This window comes from Brachybacterium paraconglomeratum (assembly GCF_039541415.1).
Classification (GTDB): domain Bacteria; phylum Actinomycetota; class Actinomycetes; order Actinomycetales; family Dermabacteraceae; genus Brachybacterium; species Brachybacterium paraconglomeratum_A.
Window position 1 is genome coordinate 26780 of record NZ_BAABGE010000005.1, and the last position, 18492, is coordinate 45271.

Genomic DNA, 18492 nt, shown 5'->3' on the forward strand with positions numbered 1-18492 from the left:
TGGCGTCGGCTACGCGGAAATGCTGCGGGAGGCATGGGGAGAACCGGCCCCGCCGCCAAGAAATTTCTTGCAAGAATGTTGCGGGTCAGTGGGGAACTCGATGTCTGACGATCCGACAATTGGCCATCTCTCCTGGTCGAGGAGAGAAATTGCTTCCCGAGGCGCGGGCGTCCACGACGCAAGAAGCGTGCAAGATTTTTCAGTTACCTCGGGTACCGTGGAGCCATGAAGCCCCTCTCCACGATCACGGTCTCCTCCGACCTCCCGGATGTCCTCGCACCGTTGCGCGATCTGGCGATGAACCTGCGCTGGACCTGGCGCCGACAGACCGTCGACCTGTTCCGCTCCCTCGACCCCCGCGTGTTCGCCGCCAGCGGCGAGAACCCCATCGCGATGCTCTCCCGAGTTCCAGCGGGGCGCCTGGCCGAGGTGGCTCGCGACGAGTCGTTCCTCGCGCAGATGCGATCCGAAGCAGGTGACCTGCGCACCTACCTCGACTCCGGCCGCTGGTTCCAGCGCACCGTCCCCGGCGCCCAGGGCAATGGCGACGGCTCCGCGATCGCCTACTTCTCCATGGAGTTCGGGATCAGCCCTACGCTGCCGATCTACTCCGGCGGCCTCGGCATCCTCGCCGGCGACCACCTGAAGTCCGCGTCGGACCTCGGGGTGCCGCTGGTGGCCATCGGCCTGCTCTACCAGTGGGGCTACTTCTCCCAGTCGCTGGACCCCAGCGGCTGGCAGCAGGAGAACTACCGCCACAACGATCCCGAGCAGCTGCCCATCGACCCCGTGCTGGCCGCAGACGGCGAACAGCTCACCGTCGCAGTGCAGATGCCGGGCGACCGCGAGATCACCATCGCCGTCTGGAAGGCGCAGGTGGGCCGGGTTCCGCTGCTCCTGCTGGACACCAACGTCGAGTCCAACGACGAGGACGCACGCCAGATCACCGACCGTCTCTACGGCGGAGATCACGAGCACCGCATCGTCCAGGAGATCGTGCTGGGGATCGGCGGCGTGCGCGCGGTCGAGGCGTACGCCGAGGTGACCGGGGCGCCGGCGCCCTCCGTGTTCCATCTCAATGAGGGCCATGCCGGCTTCTCCGGGCTCGAGCGTGTGGGCCGCCGGATCGAGGCAGGCGCCAGCTTCTCCGAGGCCGTCTCCGAGGTGCGCGCGGGCACCGTCTTCACCACCCACACCCCGGTGCCCGCCGGCATCGACCGCTTCGATGCCGCACAGCTTCGCCGCTACCTCGACGCCGATCAGTCTGGTCTCGCCCGTCTGATCCCCTCCCTGCCCGTAGAGGCCGCGCTCGCGCTCGGCATCGAGGAGGGCGGGGACGTGTTCAACATGGCCCAGCTCGGCTTCCGTATCGCCCAGCGCGCCAACGGCGTCGCGAAGCTCCACGGCGCTGTCTCCCGCGGCATGTTCCAGGACCTCTACCCCGGCTTCGATGTGCCGGAGGTGCCGATCGGCTCGGTCACCAACGGCGTGCACCGCCGCACCTGGACCTCGGCGCATATGGACGACCTGTACAAGAAGGCGCTCGGCGACGTCGACATCTCCTCGCTCAGCGACTGGAGCGCCCTGGCGACCCTCACCGACCACGAGCTCACCGAGACCCGCAACGCACTGCGCGGGGACCTCGTGACCATGGCACGCAGCCACGTCAAGGAGTCGTGGCTGCGCCGCGGCGCCGACGAGGCGGAGCTCGCCTGGACCGACCACATCCTGGACCCGAACGCCCTGACCATCGGCTTCGCTCGGCGCGTCTCGACCTATAAGCGCCTCACCCTGATGCTCACGGATCCCGAGCGGCTCAAGAAGATCCTGCTGGACCAGGAGCGCCCGGTCCAGATCGTGGTCGCCGGCAAGTCGCACCCGGCTGATCGCCCGGGCAAGGAGTTCCTCCAGCAGCTGGTGCAGTTCGCCGACGACCACGGCGTGCGTCACCGCATCGCCTTCCTGCCCGATTACGACATCCGCATGGCCTCCGTGCTGATCGCCGGCTCGGATGTGTGGCTGAACAACCCGGTCCGGCCCGAAGAGGCCTCCGGCACCTCAGGCATGAAGGCCGTCCTCAACGGCGGGCTCACCTTCTCGGTCTCCGACGGCTGGTGGGACGAGATGAAGGACGACGAGGCCGGCTGGACGATCCCCACCGCCGAGATCGCCGACCAGTCCGAGCGCGACCGGATCGAGGCCGAGGCGCTCTACGAGATCCTCGAGCAGTCGGTCGTCCCGCTGTTCTACGAGCGTGACGCGCGCGGCATGCAGCGTGGATGGATGACCAAGGTCCGCTCCTCGCTGGTCAAGGTCGCCCCGCAGATCGTGGCTGCCCGGATGGTGCGCGACTATGTCACCGAGCTCTATCTGCCTGCCGCCCGTGCAGCCTCCGCCTTCGCCGCGGATCCGGCCCTGGCCGGCCAGTTCACCGAATGGAAGGCCGCGGTGCAGCAGGCCTGGTCGAAGATCGCCGTGCACGGTGTGACCCTCGAGGGGGCCGACGGTTCGGCGGTCTCCACCGGCGCGGAGGTCACCCTGGTGGCGGACGTCGAGCTGGGTGGTCTGCGCGACACGGACGTGCTGATCGAGGCGGTCCTCGGCGAGATCGGTGCGGAGGATGAGATCATCGATCCTCAGCTGATTCCTCTGCAGCGTGGGGACGACGGCCGTTGGGCCGCGCGCTTCGCGCTCGCCGCTCCCGGCGAGGTGGGCTACACCGTGCGGGTCACCCCGCAGCATCCGGTGCTGGCCTCCCGCGCCGAGCTCGGGCTGGTCACCACCGCCTGAGCGGCTCGCCGCACCACCGATGAAAGGCTCCGACCCCGTGCCTACCCGCCGCCAGCTCTTGTTCTCCACCGCTGCGATGGGCCTGGCCGGGGTCGGAGCGCTCAGCGGCTGCTCCTCGGAGCCGTCCGCCGAGCTCGACGATGGCGACACGCTCCGGATGCGAGTGTGGAGCGAGGCGGCAGCGGCGGCCTATGAGGATTCCCTCGCGGAGTTCACCGCCAGCACGAGCATCGAGGTCGAGGTGGAAGTGCTCGGCTGGGATGACTACTGGACCCAGCTGCCATTGGATGTTGCGGCGAAGAACCTGCCCGACGTGCTCTGGATGAACACCGCGAACCTCGCCCAGGCGCATGCCAGCGGTCAGCTGCTCGAGATCGGTGAGATCGTCGGCGACAGCTCCTCTCGATGGGAGAGTGTCGCGACCGACCTCTACCGGGTCGAGGAGGGGCTGTGGGGGGTGCCCCAGCTCTGGGAGCAGAGCATCCTGGTATCCCATGAGGGCCTGGTCGCCGCCGCGAAGGGTGACGCGACCGCGCTGAGCTTCGACCCGGGGGCGCCGACGGATCCGCTGCGGGATCTCTCCCACGCCCTCACCGTCGACGGGGAGGGCCGCCACCCCGGGGACGAGGGGTTCGACCCCGCTGCCCGAGCGACCTTCGGGTTCAGCGCCCATCCCGACCGCACCGCAGTGCTCGGGCCCTTCATCGCGTCACAGGGCGGCAGTTGGCAGGACGAGGAAGGAACGATGTCCTTCGCCTCCGAAGAGGGCATCACGGCGGTGCAGTATCTCGCCGATCTCGCGTTCTCCCACCTCGCACCGGCAGGGTCCAAGACCACGGCGGACCCGACACTGTGCCGCAGTCTGTTCCTCCAGGGCAAGCTCGGCCTGCTGCAGACGGGAACCTATGATCTGCACACGCTGGCCGAGGAGATCGGCGGGAACTTCGACTGGGGCATCCACCCTGTCATCGCCGGTCCCCAGGGCCCCCGCCCACTGGTCCACGCGATCGCCGCCGTCGGCGTCGAAGCGAAGAAGGATGACCGTTCCGCGGCGATCGCCGAGCTGCTGAACTGGCTCGGTGGCACGGAGGGCCAGCGCCCGCTGGCCGAGCACCGCCTGGGAATCCCCGCCCATCGCGACCTGCGCGGCGCATGGGAGGAGAGCTGGGCGGAGGCCGGCGTGGACGTCTCGGTGATCGAGGTGCCCGAGACTGCGGCCCGCCCCGAAACGGGAGATCGTTCCGCGATCGCCACCGGTACCGCTCTGCAGGGCATCGCGAAGATCTTCCGTGGCGACGCGACTGCCGCCGAAGCCCTCCCCGAGGCGCAGCAGGCCGCCCGCGAGGCGATGGGCTGAGGGCTGCGCCGAATCAGCGAGCCGGCGTGGCCCGGATCATGCCTTCCTGGGTGACGGTCGCGACCAGGTCGCCGCCGCGGTCGAAGAGCTGACCGTGGGTGAGCCCTCGCCCGCCTGCCGCGGAGGGGGAGCGCTGGACGTAGAGCAGCCAGTCGTTGGTGTCCACGTGCTTGTGCCACCAGATCGCATGGTTGATCGTCGCCATCTTCAGGCCGGGGGTCATCCAGCTCAGCCCTTGCCGGCGCAGAATCGGCTCGAAGGGCGTGTAGTCGCTCGCGAAGGCGAGGATCGCATCATGGGTGAGCGGATCCGCCTCGATCGGGGCGAGCATGCGCATCCACACCATCTGCGACTCGGCGCCTGCCGCATCGGGGCGCAGATAGATCGGATCGGTGACGTGACGGATGTCGATCGGGCGCTGGGTGGCCCAGAAGCGCGCCACCGGATGATCGATGCCGTCGAGCACCTCGGCGGTGGTGGGCAACCCTTCGGGATCCGGTGCCTCGGGGGCACGCTCCTGATGCTCCAGACCGTCCTGGTTCTCCTGGAACGATGCCGTCATGGCGAGGATCGTGCGCTCCTCCTCGTCGGCCTCTTTGCCGGGCTGGGTGGCCAGCACCCGGCGCACCGAGAAGGAGCCGCCGTCGCGCAGCGCATCGACCTGGAAGCGGATCGGGTGGGCGGGATCGCCCGGGGCTAGGAAGTAGGAGTACATCGAGTGGATGCGGCGATCGGGGGAGACCGTGCGGCCCACCGCAGTGACGGCCTGGCCCATCACCTGTCCGCCGAAGACGTGCCCGCCGGGATGCGGGGAGGAGTCACCCTGGTAGGCGGCGACGGTGGCCGTGGTCGAGAACTCGCCGAAGGGGGCGGTCTCGCGCAGATCCAGCAGATCCACGAGATCAGCGGCGATCTTCGAGGGGTCGGTGTGCGCAGAGGTCATGCGGCCGATCGTACTGGCGATGACGCCTACGATGAGAACCATGGCCTCTCATTCCCTCGCCGATGCTCCCGATCTCACGCCGAAGGAGCCGCATCCGCTGGATATCCCGGTTCCTGTCCGCTGGACCGACCTCGATGCCTATGGTCATGTGAACAACGCTGCGGTGGTGAGGCTGCTGGAAGAGGCGCGCATCGCCGCCTTCTGGCAGCCACCCGCCGAGCAGCTCGAGCTCGGTGCCCCGCAGCCACCGGCCGCGCTTCCGGTCAGCGGGGCCGGGTCGGCGCTCAGCACCGTCATCGCCTCGCAGCGGATCGAGTACGCGCGGCCGCTCGGCCACCGGCGCGATGGCGTGATCGTACGGCTGTGGCTCTCCCGGATCGGTGGAGCCAGCCTGAGCATCGACTATCTCGTGCTCACCCGTGATGATCCCGAGGGCACGGCGCCCTATGCACGGGCACGCACCGTGGTGGTGCTGATCGATGCCGAGTCCGGAGCGCCGGTCCGGCTGGACCAGGAGACCCGCGACCGGCTGCAGCAGTTCTCCGGAGAGCCGCAGCGCTTCCGCGACTGAGCCCGGGACGGCGGGATCTGTACTCGCCTCCGCCCCGGTGCGCCGGCGTCAGCTCAGCTGGTCCGGGATCGTCTGCCCCGCAGCCGGTGCCTCGCCGCCGTCGACCGTGTTGAGCATCGAATGTGCCGCCCGGTCGAGGTAGTCCCACAGCGTCTGCTCGTGCAGCGGTGCGAGTTCCAGGGTGTCGAGAGCATCGCGCATATGGCGCAGCCACGCATCGCGGGCCGAGGGGGAGACGGGGAAGACGGCGTGCCGCATCCGCAGCCGCGGATGGCCACGCTCCGCGCCGTAGGTCTTCGGCCCGCCCCAGTACTGCTCGAGGAAGGTGCACAGCCGGTGCTTCGCCCCGGTGAGATCCTCTTCCGGATACATCGGACGCAGCTCGGGGTCCTCGGCGACGCCGTCGTAGAACCGGTCCACGAGCCGTACGAACGTCTCATGGCCGCCGACGGCTTCGTAGAAGCTGATCTGCTCGGGCTGGGGGGACGGGGTGGTCATGGCTGGTGCTCTCCGATGCTGGGGTCACGACGCAGGTGGTCACGGTGCAGGGGTTCTTGATGCTGTGCATCCGCTGCGGGCTGTCATTTCTGGGTGGCCTCGACGAAACGCGGCATGGCGAAGGCGATGCTCGCGGAGGCGAAGCCGGCCCGGATCCGGGCCCGCAGCTCTCGCTCCACGCCCCACTGCTGACCGGGAGGGGTCTGGATCGTGACGCGGCGCTGATAGCGGTTCGCATCCACCGTGAGCATGCCGGTGATGCTCGCAGCGGCGAGGATCTGGTCCTCCCAGGCGGGATCCGCGGCCAGCTCGGCGGTGACCGACTCGAGCACGGCCGTCACCTGCTCGTCGTCGGCCGCGGCGTCTATGTCGAGCACCACCACGGCGTTGGAGAAGCCGCGCGCATAGTTGCCGACCCGGATGATCTCGCCGTTGCGCACCGTCCACAGCACGCCGTCGATGCCCCGCACCTGGGTGGCGCGCAGATTGATCGACTCGACGGTGCCCTCGGCGTACTCGATATCCACCCAGTCACCGACCGCGACGATGTCCTCGAGGAGCATCACCACTCCTGCGACCACATCCTTGATGATGGTCTGGGCACCGATGCCGGCCGCCAGGCCCACCACCCCGAGGCTCGCGATGACCGGAGCGATGTTTACCCCGATCTCGGAGAGGATCATCATCGTAGCGATCGCCCAGATCATCACGTGCGAGATATTGCGGGCGACGTTCGACAGGGTATGCGCGCGCTGCTCACGACGGGCCTGCGCGGCCTTCTGAGTCTTCGGGTCGCGGCGGATGACGGTGCCGGTCATCGTCGAGATCTTCGAACCGGACTGCACCATGGTGCGGAAGAAGCGGCGCAGCAACCAGCCGACGAGCACACTTGCCAATCCTGCGGCCACCGCGATGATCACGATCTTGATGCCGCTGGTGGCGAGCCAGCGCAGCAGCTGATCCATCAGGGTCAGCGCCTCATCGGTGGTGGGTGAGGACAGCAGCAGTCCGAGATCCAGGGGGTCATCCAACATGCTTTCGACGATATCGCCCGGAGCGCCAGAAGTCTGGAGGTGCCCAGGGCGAGGTAGGTCACCGACCCACCCCGCCCCGAGCTCACAGCACGTCGCTCAGCCGTGTTCGTTGGGCTGTGCTCCTGCCGTTCGCGGGCTCACAGCACGTCGCTCAGCCGAGATCAGCTGCGCGGACGCGCTCCTGCCGGGCGACGGTGTCGCGGCCCTCGATGATGATGCGGCGCAGCCCGAAGGGGGCGTCCTCGGAATCGGCGAGCCACTGATCGGCGGCATCGAGCACGGCCTGCCCACCGTAGGCGTGCGGGAAGTAGCCGCCCACGAGGCGGGTGGCGATCTCGTTCGAGCGCTCCTTCCAGACCTGATCGATCATGGTGAAGTAGCGCTGGCGGTAGGGGGCCAGCAGTGACTCATCGACCACCCGTCGGAATCCCTGGATCACCGCGGTGACCGACTCATTGGCCAGGGTGTCCTTCTCCACCGTGCGGCGCCAGGCCTTGGCCTTGGAGACCTCCGTGGGCAGCGCCGCCTTGGCGGTGAGCGCATGCTTCCGGCCGGACTGGGTGTCGTCGGCAGCCAGCTGCTCGTCGATCCCGGCGACGTCGATCCCGCCCAGCACCGCGAGCGAGATCACCAGCTTCCAGCGCAGATCGGTATCGATCTCGCGCCCCGGCAGGCTGACGGTCCCGCCGAGCAGCCCCTCGAGGGTGTGGCGGTGCTCCACGGTACGGGCCAGATGCGCGAAGCTCTCGACGAACTGCAGCTGGGCGTCGGAACCGGCCTCCGCTGCGAGGGCGAGCTCCCAGACGGCGCTCGCGGCGGACTCGGTGCGCTGTGCCCGCTGGTCGACCGCGGCATAGGGGCCGGCGACGCTCTCCAGTTGCTGGAGCAGGGTGCGCACCACCGAGGAGGAAGCCTCGCCGGTGAGGTTCGCGAGGACAAGCTGCTGGTAGCGGCGGCTGGGCAGCTCGCCGTCACGGACCATGTCCCAGGCGGCGGACCACAGCAGGGTCCGGGCCAGTGAGTCGTCGAGGTCGCGCAGGTGCTCCATCGCGACCGCGAGCGACTCCTCGTCCAGGCGCACCTTCGAGTAGGTGAGATCACCATCGTTGAGCAGCCACAGATCGGCGCGCTTCCCGGCCAGCGCCGGCACCTCGGTGAGTTCGCCGTCCACATCCAGCTCGACCGACTCGGTGCGCACCAGAATCCCGTTCTGGAGGGAGAAGCCGCCCACCTGCAGGCGGTGGGGGCGCAGCGTCTGGTGCTCCGCCGGCGCGGTCTGGGCGATCGCGAAACGGGTCACAGTGCCCTCGGCGTCACGCTCGATCACGGGGCGCAGCGTGTTCACGCCGGCGCGCTGGAGCCACAGCTGCGCCCAGCTGCTGAGGTCGCGGCCGCTGGTGGTCTCGAGCTCGACCAGCAGATCCGTGAGCTCGGTGTTGCCCCAGGCGTGCTTGGCGAAGTACGCGCGCACTCCGGCGAAGAACTCTTCGCGCCCCACATAGGCGACCAGCTGGCGCAGCACGGAGGCGCCCTTGGCGTAGGTGATCCCGTCGAAGTTGGTCTCGACCGCCTCGAAGTCGATCATGTCGGCGACGATCGGGTGGGTCGAGGGCAGCTGGTCCTGCTGATAGGCCCAGCCCTTCTCTGAGAGGGCGAAGGTGGTCCAGGAATCCGCCCAACGGGTGACCTCGGCGCTCGCGAGCGTGGAGGCGTACTCGGCGAAGGACTCGTTCAGCCACAGATCGTCCCACCAGCGCATGGTGACCAGGTCACCGAACCACATGTGCGCCAGCTCGTGGAGGATCGTGAGGTCGCGGCGCTCGCGGGTCGCGTCGGAGACCTCGGACCGGAAGACGTATGCCTCGACGTAGGTGATCGCACCGGGGTTCTCCATCGCGCCCATGTTGTATTCCGGCACGAAGATCTGGTCGTACTTGCGGAACGGGAAGTCCTGGTCGAAAGCCTCTTCGTAGAAGTCGATGCCGGCTTTGGTCACGTCGATGACGTTCTGGGCGTCGACGTGCTCGGCGAGCGAGGCGCGGGCGAAGACGCCCATCGGAATGGTCCGGCCGTCGCGCGTGGTGATCTCCCCGGTACCGCCCTGGTAGTTCCCGGCGATCAGGGCGAAGAGATAGGTGGAGATCCGCTCAGTGGGCTCGAAGACCCAGGTGGCGTTGTCTTTCCCGGCGGGGGTTGAATCAGGGGTGGGGGAGACGGAGATGACCCGCCAGTGGGAGGGTGCGGTGACCGTGAGCTGGTAGGTGGCCTTGAGGTCGGGCTGTTCGAAGCAGGCGAACATGCGGCGGGCGTCAGAGACCTCGAACTGCGAGTACAGATAGACCTCCTCGTCCACCGGGTCCACGAAGCGGTGCAGGCCCTCGCCGGTGTTCATGTAGCGGCCCGTCGCCAGGATCCGCACCGTGTTCTCGCCTTCGCGCAGCACAGGCAGGCGCACCCGTGCTCCGTCGAAGCACGCGGCGGGATCGGCCAGCAGCTCGCCGTTGAGCTCGATCTCCTCGACGGACTCTGCGATGAGGTCGACGAACGTCGCCTGGGCGGTGGTGGAGGAGAAGCGGATCGTGGTCTCGGTGAGGAATGTTCGCTCATCGGTGGTCAGATCAAGACGGATCTCGTAGGTATCGGTGCTGAGGAACGAGGCGCGGCTGCGGGCCTCGTCGCGAGTGAGGTTCTCGGATGACATGGGCTCCATCCTGCCACCGGCACCCTGGTGATCTGGTGCGAACGGATCTCGAGCAGGTCTCGACTCCTGGGCACCGCAAACACTGTGGCAACGTCTACGGCTGGCAGAGGTCACCGACGCGTGAGGTCGAGGTCCCAGCGGTAGTGCTCGGGCAGCTGGGGCAGTGGCCACTTCGGGTCCGGGAAGAAGTACTCGTAGCCGGCGGAGAACGGATAGGTCCAGTCGGCGATGTGCTGCTCGGCCCGTTGACCCGCGTCGCGGATCGCGTCGATCTCCTCGGCGGTGAAGTAGCCGGTGCGCTCGGCACCCTCGAGCTCGTCCTCGTCCTTGTAGTGCCAGTCCCGGCGCGGGAGCACGACGAGGTCGAGCACGAGGTCCCGGGTGCGGATGCCCTCGGCGGTGCGCTCATAGGGAGTCTCGAGGTTCACGTAGTAGCAGCCCAGTGAGCCATCGTCCTTGTAGAACAGCCAGATCGAGTAGGGGGAGTCCGGCAGGCCGATCATCAGGATGCCGTTGCCGGTCCACAGCTGCTTGGACTGGACACGCGGCGCGGTGAACATGCCTTCGTCACCAGCACGGCGCAATGCTGCGCCGGATTCCAGCACGGGCAGCAGCACCTCGGTGCCGGGCGCGATCCAGACCACCACGCCGCGGTCATCGTCCAGCACGACAGTGCCGGGGCGGACGGTGCGGGTGGGGTGCTGTGGGGTGTAGTAGGTCCAGGTCACCTGGTCGCCAGGCGACCAGCGCGGGGTGGAAGACATGGTGGTGATCCCGGCCGGATCGGCCTCCACGGACGCCCCGTACCATCCGGCCACCGAGCCGGGGCTGCACTGCCCGTGAAGGGGTAGGCGTATGGAACGACCATACCGCCTCCCTCTCCGCAGGAGGTGCGGCGCGCCGTCAGGAAGGCTGGGCTGCGCCGCGGAGCTGCGAAGAGGGCAGGGGTGCACCGCGCAGCTGCGAGGCGAGCGGGCAGTCGAACGGGTCCGCGTAGCCCAGGCCCACCTTGTTGAGGTAGCTGATGATGACCTTGTAGGAGGAGATCAGGTTCGTCTCGGTGTAGACGATGCCGCGCTCGGCGCAGAACTCCCTGACGATCGGTTGCACCTTGCGCAGGTTCGCCGAGGGCATCCGCGGGAAGAGGTGGTGCTCGATCTGCAGGTCCAGCCCGCCCATCGCGATGTTCATCAGGCGACCGCCGGTGATGTTGCGGCTGGTGAGCACCTGGCGGCGGAGGAAGTCGACGTCCATGCCCTGCGGGATCAGGGCCATGCCCTTGTGGTTCGGGGCGAAGGAGCCGCCCATGGTGATTCCGAAGACGGCGAGCTGCACGAAGAGGAACGCGGCACCCAGACCCGGCCCGAGCACAGAGATCACGATGGCGGGGAAGCCGAAGATCCGGATGAGGACCAGGACCAGCTCGAACGTGCGGTGCTTGACCTTCTTCTGACGCAGCAGCGAGGCGATCGCCTCGTAGTGCAGCACGAAGCCGAACAGGCTCAGCAGCGGGAGGAAGGCGTAGCCCTGGTGGCGCAGGAGCCAGCCCATGAACCCGGTGCGCTCCTGTGCATCACCGGGCACGAACACCAGCCAGCCGGGGGCGATGTCGCCGTCGCGGCCGATGGTGTTGGGGTGGGCATGGTGCTTGTTGTGCTTGCGGTTCCACCAGGCGATGCTGAGCCCCACCACGAGGTTCCCGACGATCCTGGAGAACCACTCGTTGCGGCGGCCGTTGGCGAACACCTGCTGGTGCGCGGCGTCGTGACCCAGGAAGGAGGCCTGGGTGAACAGGACACCGAAGAGGACGGCGACAGCCAGCTGCCACCAGGTGTTGCCGAGAGTCAGCAGCAGGGCGAAGGCCCCGGCGAACACGGCGGCGAGGATCACGGTGCGCACCATGTACGCGCGCACGTTGCGACCCATCAGGCCTGCGGCTTTGACGCGCTCGGAGAGCTCGAAGTAGTCGCGGGTGTGATCCGCGGCGCGGTACGGGGCGGCGCTGGGCTCGAGAGTGGTGGTCATGGTCCTGAGGCTATGAGCCCCTGCGATGCGGCGCGTCCCTCGGTGGAGCGAACTTCGACCCCCTACCCGGGTAGGGGGTCGGTCAGCGGGATCCGTGCTCGCAGCAGGAATCCGCCCTCCGGTGTCGGTCCGCATTCGACGGATCCGCCGAGGGCTCCGACGCGTTCCCGGGTGCCGGCCAGGCCGAGCCCGGCGCCGGGGAGCGGATCGTGCGGGGCGGTCGACTGCGGGGGTGCGTGGTTGTGGACGCTGATCTCCAGGTCGTCGCCGAGGTGGAGGATCCTCACCTCGATCGCGGCACCGCGGGCATGACGCAGGGCGTTGCTGAGCCCCTCCTGAACGGCGCGGTAGGAGGTGAGTCCGGTGGTCGGTGGGACGTCGACGTCGTCGAGCTCGGCGCTGATCTCAGCACCGGCGCTGCGGCTGGCCGCGACCAGTTCGTCGATCTGGGCGAGGCCGGGCATCGAGACCTCTGCGATCGCCTCGTCGGTGCGCAGGATCGTCAGCAGCGAGCGCATCTCCCCGAGTGCTTGGCGGGAGGAGGCGGCGATGTCCTCGAACTCGCTGACGGTCTCCGCATCGAGATGCTGCAGGCGGTACTTCGCGGTGCCCGCCTGCACCGTGATCACGGACATGGAATGCGCGACCACGTCGTGCAGCTCGCGGGCGATCCGGCCGCGATCCTCCAGCTCATGGCGCCGACGCATCTCTTCTGCGCTCACGCTCTGTGCTTCTTCGGCCTGCCCGCGGGCCAGGATCCACTGCCGTGCGGTGAGGCCCAGCAGGACCACTCCACCGCTGATGGCCACCAGCACCACCCCGTTGGTCGTCACCGTGCGCAGGGTCCCGCCCGGCAGCTCCGCCGGGTCGGTCACCAGCAGCACCAGCAGGGTCAGGATCGCACCGGCGGACCATGCCGACAGCGCCCAGTACCAGCGATGGAAGATCGCGAGAACGGCGAGGGTGAGGCAATGGGCCAGGAGGGAGGTCACCGGCCAGGGCCAGGGCGCGGTCCCGTGGCCGGGAGCGGTCACCAGCAGCACCGCGAGCGCGGCCACGGCGGAGAGCGAGAGGCCCGCCCAGGGCCAGCGAGCACCCATCAGCGCTGCCGCGCCGGCGGCGACGGAGACCACCATGGCGGGTGCCGGATGCACCTCGTAGACGATCGCGGTGACCGGCCAGCCGACGACCACCAGCACGAAGGCGAGGTAGGCGATCGTCATCCTGCTCCACGCGTTCTCGCGCAGGCGGTGATCGGAGGCGGCGAGCGGTGAAATCCTGGATGCTGCGGCAGGCGCGCCTCCGGGGAGGCGAGCACCCGGCGCGGCGCCGCCGAGCAGAGATGCGGTGACCACCGCATCGAGACGGGCCAGGAGATGCGCGCCGGCAGGCAGGGTCAGTGCCAGGACCAGCCCGGTGACGGCGGCCAGCGCCCACTGCCCAGGCAGCTCGCGGATCTCCGACGGCAGCAGTCGTCCCCATGCCCAATATGTGAGCCCGCTGAGCGATCCCAGGATCCAGAGCAGGGGGAGCGTGCCGGTGAGCACGCGCACCGGCAGGGCGATCAGCCCTTCGAAGCCGAGATCCAGCCAACGTCGCGGATCCGTGATGCGGCGCAGCGGACCGGCGGGTCCGGCTCCCGCGGGTCGGTACTGCGGGGAGGAGACCTCGAGCCCCCAGCGGAGGAGCCGCTCCCGGTCCCAGCGAGCGAGACCGGAGGCCAGGGTCAGCGTCAGAGGCAGCAGCACGACCCCGATCCAGAGGATCGCCAGGGTGGCGGAGACCGCGGTGAGCGGGACCAGCACCACCACGGCGAGCAGCGTCAGCCCCAGTCCGGAGAAGAGCAGCGCCAGATCTGGGCCCAGCTGGCGCAGGCTGCGCCGGTCAGGGACCAGGAACATGGCGCGGACCTGCCATCGAACGGGGATACGGTGTGCCCATGGAACCCGCTGCGCACGACACCCTCAGGGTGCTGGTCGTCGACGACCAGTCGATGATCCGTGGCGGTTTCGAGGCCCTGCTGAACGCCCAGGAGGGGATCGAGGTGGTCGGCACCGCGGAGGACGGTGCGGGGATCACGGAGGTGGTCGCGCGCACCCGCCCGGATGTGGTGCTGATGGATATCCGGATGCCGCACGTCGGAGGGCTCGAGGCGACCCGTGAGGTGCTCGGGATGCCGGGGACACCACCGAAGATCATCATGCTGACCACTTTCGATGCGGATGAGTACGTTTTCGCGGCGCTGCGGGCGGGCGCGAGTGGATTCCTGCTCAAGGATTCCACACCCCAGGAGCTGGTCCACGCCGTGAGGGTGGTCGCCGGGGGAGAGTCGCTGCTCGCCCCGCGGGTGACCCGAGCGCTGATCGCGGACTTCGTGTCGCGTCCGGAACGACCTGATGGCGCCGATGCGAGCCTGTCGGTGCTCACCGAGCGGGAGCTGGACGTGCTGCGACTGGTCGCCCGCGGGCTGGCCAATCGCGAGATCGCTGCGGAGCTGGTGATGGCGGAGCAGACGGTCAAGACGCACGTCTCCCGTGTGCTGAGCAAGCTGATGCTCCGCGACCGCACTCAGCTGGTCGTGGCCGCCTACGAGTCCGGACTGGTCCGCCGCGGCGAGTGAGCGGAGGAATCATCCGGCGAGCGACCCGGGGGAACCGGCGAGTGAACAGCCAGCCGGGCCCAGACGCCAGGCGGCCTCAACCGGCCGCTGACGCTAGCTGCTCCACGCCTCCCAGAGGCGCGCGTAGTCCCCGTCGAGGGCGACCAGCTCGTCATGGGTGCCTTGCTCGACGACGGCGCCATCGGCCATCACCAGGATGCGATCGGCGAGTCGTGCCTGGGAGAGCCGGTGCGCCACGATGACGGTGGTGCGGCCTCGAGCCACTTCGAGCGCTGCCCGTTCGAGCACCCGGGCCCCTGAGGAGCCCTCGTCGGCCGTGGCCTCGTCGAGGATCAGCACCGCGGGATCGCGCAGGGCGATCCGGGCGAGGGCCAGCTGCTGGGACTGCTCGGCGGTGAGCCGGGCACCCTTCTCGCCCACCTGGGTGTCCAGGCCCTGGGGGAGCCGGTCCACCCAGGTGAGTGCATCGACTCGGTCCAGCGCCTCGCGCAGTTCCTGATCGGAGGCGTCGGCGGCCGCGAGCTTCAGGTCTTCTCGCAGCGTCCCGCGGAACACGTGGACGTCCTGGCTGACGATCGAGGCATGGGACCTCATCGCTTCGAGGTCGGCACGCACGAGGTCCGCGCCGCCGTGGAGCACGCGGCCATGACGCGGCTCGAGGGTCCCGGCGAGGATCGCAGCCAGCGTGGATTTGCCGGCACCGGAGGCGCCCACCAGGGAGATCGTCTCCCCGTCGGCGATATTCAGGTCGAGCGGCTGCAGGATGATGCGTTCGATGCCCTCCTCGTCGGAGGTATAGGCATGGGAGACCTGCTCGAGCCGGATCGAAGCGTCGGCGGGACGTTCGGTGCCGGGGGAGGTGGCCGGGTCGATCGAGGTGATCACCCCGACCATCCGGGCCAGGCTCGCGAGCGCCGACTGCACTTCGTCGAGGTTGAAGATCACCGACATCATCGGCCAGAACAGGGTGACCAGGTAGATCGCGGCGGCGGTGACCAGACCCACCGGTGCCCCGCCGACCTGCACCATCACGAAGCCCAGCAGGAGCACCATCGCCAGCGCCAGGTTCTCGGGCACGTTCAGGCCCATCACCAGGCGGCTGACCAGGTACATCACCCTCATGTTCAGCACCGAGGCGGTCTCCGAGAGCACCGCCACGTGGCGGGTCTCGCGCCGTTCGATGCCGTAGGCGTGCAGGGTGGGGATCCCGTGGATCGCCGAGAGCAGGCCCTGGGCACGGGCCCCCATCGCGATCCGCTCGCGCCGATAGATGGGGGCGGTGCGGCGCAGATACCAGGTCGCGGCGAGCACATACATCGGGACGATGATGACCACCATCAGCAGCAGCCAGGGCGACAGGGTCGCCATGCCCACCAGTGTGATCACGACCAGGAAGCCGAGCTGGATCAGGTTCGGCACCAGATTGTTGACCGCGCGCGCGGCGACGTCGACGTCATCGGCCACTCGGGAGAGGGCGTCCCCGATGCCGGTGCGCTCCATGGTCTGCGCGGGCAGGTCCAGAGCGCGGTCGATGACGTCCTCGCGCATCCCGGCCAGGATCCGCTGGCCGAGCGCCGAGATCATCGCCCAGCCGACCGCCATGAGCACGGCCTGGATGATGCCGACGCCCAGGATCTGGCCACCCAGGATCCACACCTGGTCTTTCGTCCCGTCGTTGACGACCACATCCACGGCCGCACCGATCAGCCGCGGCAGGAATGCTGCGGCGACCGCACCACCGATCGTGATCAGGAGTGTGAGCAGCGTCGCGCCCCAGTGCTCCCGCAGACGGGCCGCGATGAACCGCAGGGAGGTGCGGGCATCGGCGATGGGCAGCAGCTGCGCATGCTCGGCGAGCTGCCGTCGGGCGGTGGCGTCGTCGCCCAACACCTCATCCAGCGGACGCTTCCAGTCGATGTCGCTCATCGCCGCACCACCTCCGCATATGCCTCGATCCCCATCAGATCCATGTGTGCGCCCTCTGCGGCGACCTCGCCGTCCTGCATGAACACCACCCTGTCCGCCTCGCGCAGCAGGGCCGGAGCGCGGGTGACCAGCAAGGTGGCCCGGTCTGTGCGGCGGCGGGCGGCGATCAGGGCCTCGGCGATGTTCTGCTCGGTGACGGCGTCGACCGCGGTGGTGGGGTCGTGCAGCACCAGCACCGGAGCATCCGCCGCCACCGCCCGGGCCAGGGCGATGCGCTGGCGCTGGCCGCCGGAGAGATTCGAGCCGCGGTCCAGGATGCGGGTGTCATAGCCCTCGGGCAGGATCCGCAGCAGGTCCTCGGCCCCCGCGGCACGGAGGGCATCGTCGGCCCAGGAGCTGGCAGCGCCCTCCGAGCCGTGGGCGTCGTCTGTGGTGCCGAGCGGCGCACGGGTGGCCAGCTGTTCACGCAGTGTGCCGTCGAAGAGGTCCACCGCATGCGGCTCGACCAGCAGCTCGGAGCGCAGCGTGAGCCGATCGGCGGGGGTGATCGGCGTGGTGCCGACCCGGGCCCCGGCGTCGACCCGGCCACTGACCGCATCGATGGCGGCGTCCGCATCCCGAGCATCCGCGCAGGCCAGCGCCACCACTTCGCCGTCGGCCACCGAGAGCTGTGGGAGCTGCAGACCACCCGCGGCGCCACGGCGCCCGGCAGCGGCACCGGCTGCTGAGCCGGCGCCGGAGCTGACGCCCGCGCCGGCAGCACCGGCAGGACCGGCAGCATCGCCGCGATCGTCGCGCTGGACGGTCAGCACGTCCAGGCTCAGCTCCGGATCGTCGACGGTGCGCCCCAGGTCCGTGTACAGATCGCGCACCCGTCGTGCCGAGGTGGACATGCTCGCCCACCACACCGGTGCGCCGGAGAGTCCCTGCAGCATTCCCATCACATAGCGGGCCACACCGACCACTGCGATCAGCACGCCGAGGGACAGGGCGCCGTCGAGGGTGCGGAGCGCGGCGAGCACCACCACGGCGGCGAGCATGGTGCCGGTGACCAGGGTGGTCAGGCCGGAGGAGATCCCGGAGTAGCGGGCATTGACCAGCGCCGCCTGCAGGGCGATCTGGGAGCGACTGCGATAGGTGGCCCGGGCCCGGCTCTGCACGCCCAGCCCTTGCAGCACCCGCAGCCCGTGGACCAGGTCGGTGGCGGTCGCGGCGGCCTCCGCGGCCTGGGACTGCTGGTCGTCATAGCGGGCGGACAGGGTCGGGGTGATCACGCGGATGACCACCACCATCACCACGATCCCGCCCAGCATCGCCAGTCCCAGCCAGAGATCTGACACCGCGAGATAGGCCGAGGCCGCGAGCACCGCGATCAGGGACGGGATCACCCAGGGGAGCATGTCCAGCAGATCGGAGGCCTTGTCGGCGTCCGCGGTGGCGATCGAGAGCACCTCTCCGGCAGGTCGCTGCACCGCGCGAGAACGAGGATCGAGCACAGCTCCCGTCAAGCCCACCCGCAGGCGATGGCGCTCGAACATGCACGCCTTCTGCGATTGCAGGAACGTCCAGACCCACAGCAGCACGCCGATGATCCGCATCACGATCAGCCCCACTGCACCGAGCACTGTCAGCCGCAGATCCCCGTCCAGGATGCCGTGGTCGATGACCAGGCCCAGCACGATCGGCATCAGCAGCTCGATGCCCTCGGAGAGCGTCGCCAGCGGCAGCACCACCGCCAGCATCCGGCGATGACTGCGGACGATCGAACGCATCACCCCGGGCGCGGAAGCACGGGGCAGAGCGGGGGCCGCGGTGGCGGGACGGGAATCGAGCACTGACTGATCAAACCCGTCCGCCCAGCGCAACGCAATGTTTTTTGGCATTCAGGGAGTGTCGTCCCGGTCACCCCTCGAGTCACCGCTCCGGTCACCTCTCTGCGTACCTCTCCAGCCACCGCCCGGGTCGTCACTCCGGTCACCTTTCGGCCGCATCCCCGCAGCCTCCCTGCCCACCTCACGGTCTCCTGC

At 69.0% G+C, this 18492-nt stretch carries 13 protein-coding genes; 4 read left to right on the top strand and 9 right to left on the bottom strand.

The features are described from left to right. Nucleotides 1-225: 225 nt before the first annotated feature. Nucleotides 226-2790: an alpha-glucan family phosphorylase gene (glgP, locus tag ABD893_RS07690; RefSeq protein WP_345077835.1), complete on the top strand. Its 2565-nt coding sequence runs from the start codon at nucleotides 226-228 to the stop codon at nucleotides 2788-2790. A 37-nt stretch (nucleotides 2791-2827) separates the two neighbouring features. Beyond that, on the top strand, nucleotides 2828-4147 hold the full coding sequence (locus ABD893_RS07695; RefSeq protein WP_345077838.1) for an extracellular solute-binding protein: 1320 nt from the start codon (nucleotides 2828-2830) through the stop codon (nucleotides 4145-4147). Nucleotides 4148-4160: 13 nt separating this feature from the next. Here ABD893_RS07695 and ABD893_RS07700 read toward each other — a convergent pair whose 3' ends face one another. Beyond that, on the bottom strand, nucleotides 4161-5090 hold the full coding sequence (locus ABD893_RS07700; protein ID WP_345077841.1) for an acyl-CoA thioesterase: 930 nt from the start codon (nucleotides 5088-5090) through the stop codon (nucleotides 4161-4163). 40 nt (nucleotides 5091-5130) lie between these two features. Here ABD893_RS07700 and ABD893_RS07705 point away from each other — a divergent pair, with 40 nt between their 5' ends. Next, nucleotides 5131-5661 (top strand): acyl-CoA thioesterase, encoded by a 531-nt coding sequence (locus ABD893_RS07705; RefSeq protein WP_345077844.1) that lies wholly within the window; start codon nucleotides 5131-5133, stop codon nucleotides 5659-5661. Nucleotides 5662-5709: 48 nt separating this feature from the next. On the opposite strand, the gene ABD893_RS07710 is transcribed toward ABD893_RS07705, so the two are convergent. From ABD893_RS07710 to ABD893_RS07735, 6 genes are all read right to left on the bottom strand, one after another. After that, nucleotides 5710-6159: a globin gene (locus tag ABD893_RS07710; RefSeq protein WP_345077847.1), complete on the bottom strand. Its 450-nt coding sequence runs from the start codon at nucleotides 6157-6159 to the stop codon at nucleotides 5710-5712. A gap of 83 nt (nucleotides 6160-6242) precedes the next feature. Beyond that, nucleotides 6243-7193, bottom strand: a complete 951-nt coding sequence (locus ABD893_RS07715; protein ID WP_345077850.1) for a mechanosensitive ion channel family protein — start codon at nucleotides 7191-7193, stop codon at nucleotides 6243-6245. Between the two features lie 151 nt (nucleotides 7194-7344). Continuing rightward, nucleotides 7345-9894: an aminopeptidase N gene (gene pepN / locus ABD893_RS07720; protein ID WP_345077853.1), complete on the bottom strand. Its 2550-nt coding sequence runs from the start codon at nucleotides 9892-9894 to the stop codon at nucleotides 7345-7347. 110 nt (nucleotides 9895-10004) lie between these two features. Then, nucleotides 10005-10658 carry a ribonuclease FAU-1 family protein gene (locus ABD893_RS07725; protein WP_345077855.1) on the bottom strand — a complete coding sequence of 218 codons (654 nt, stop codon included), beginning with the start codon at nucleotides 10656-10658 and terminating at the stop codon, nucleotides 10005-10007. Nucleotides 10659-10797: 139 nt separating this feature from the next. Beyond that, nucleotides 10798-11919 carry a fatty acid desaturase family protein gene (locus ABD893_RS07730; RefSeq protein ID WP_345077857.1) on the bottom strand — a complete coding sequence of 374 codons (1122 nt, stop codon included), beginning with the start codon at nucleotides 11917-11919 and terminating at the stop codon, nucleotides 10798-10800. Nucleotides 11920-11981: 62 nt separating this feature from the next. Continuing rightward, complete coding sequence (locus ABD893_RS07735; protein ID WP_345077860.1) at nucleotides 11982-13820, bottom strand: sensor histidine kinase; 1839 nt, start codon at nucleotides 13818-13820, stop codon at nucleotides 11982-11984. 38 nt (nucleotides 13821-13858) lie between these two features. Here ABD893_RS07735 and ABD893_RS07740 point away from each other — a divergent pair, with 38 nt between their 5' ends. Next, nucleotides 13859-14539, top strand: coding sequence for a response regulator (locus ABD893_RS07740; protein ID WP_345077863.1), 681 nt, complete (start codon nucleotides 13859-13861; stop codon nucleotides 14537-14539). Between the two features lie 93 nt (nucleotides 14540-14632). Here ABD893_RS07740 and ABD893_RS07745 read toward each other — a convergent pair whose 3' ends face one another. Together ABD893_RS07745 and ABD893_RS07750 are read right to left on the bottom strand one after the other, a co-directional pair. Next, entirely contained in the window at nucleotides 14633-16465 is a 1833-nt protein-coding gene (locus ABD893_RS07745; protein WP_345077866.1) for an ABC transporter ATP-binding protein, read from the bottom strand. Beyond that, nucleotides 16462-18348 carry an ABC transporter transmembrane domain-containing protein gene (locus ABD893_RS07750; protein WP_345077869.1) on the bottom strand — a complete coding sequence of 629 codons (1887 nt, stop codon included), beginning with the start codon at nucleotides 18346-18348 and terminating at the stop codon, nucleotides 16462-16464. The genes ABD893_RS07745 and ABD893_RS07750 overlap by 4 nt, the downstream gene beginning before the upstream one ends. Nucleotides 18349-18492: the final 144 nt, after the last annotated feature.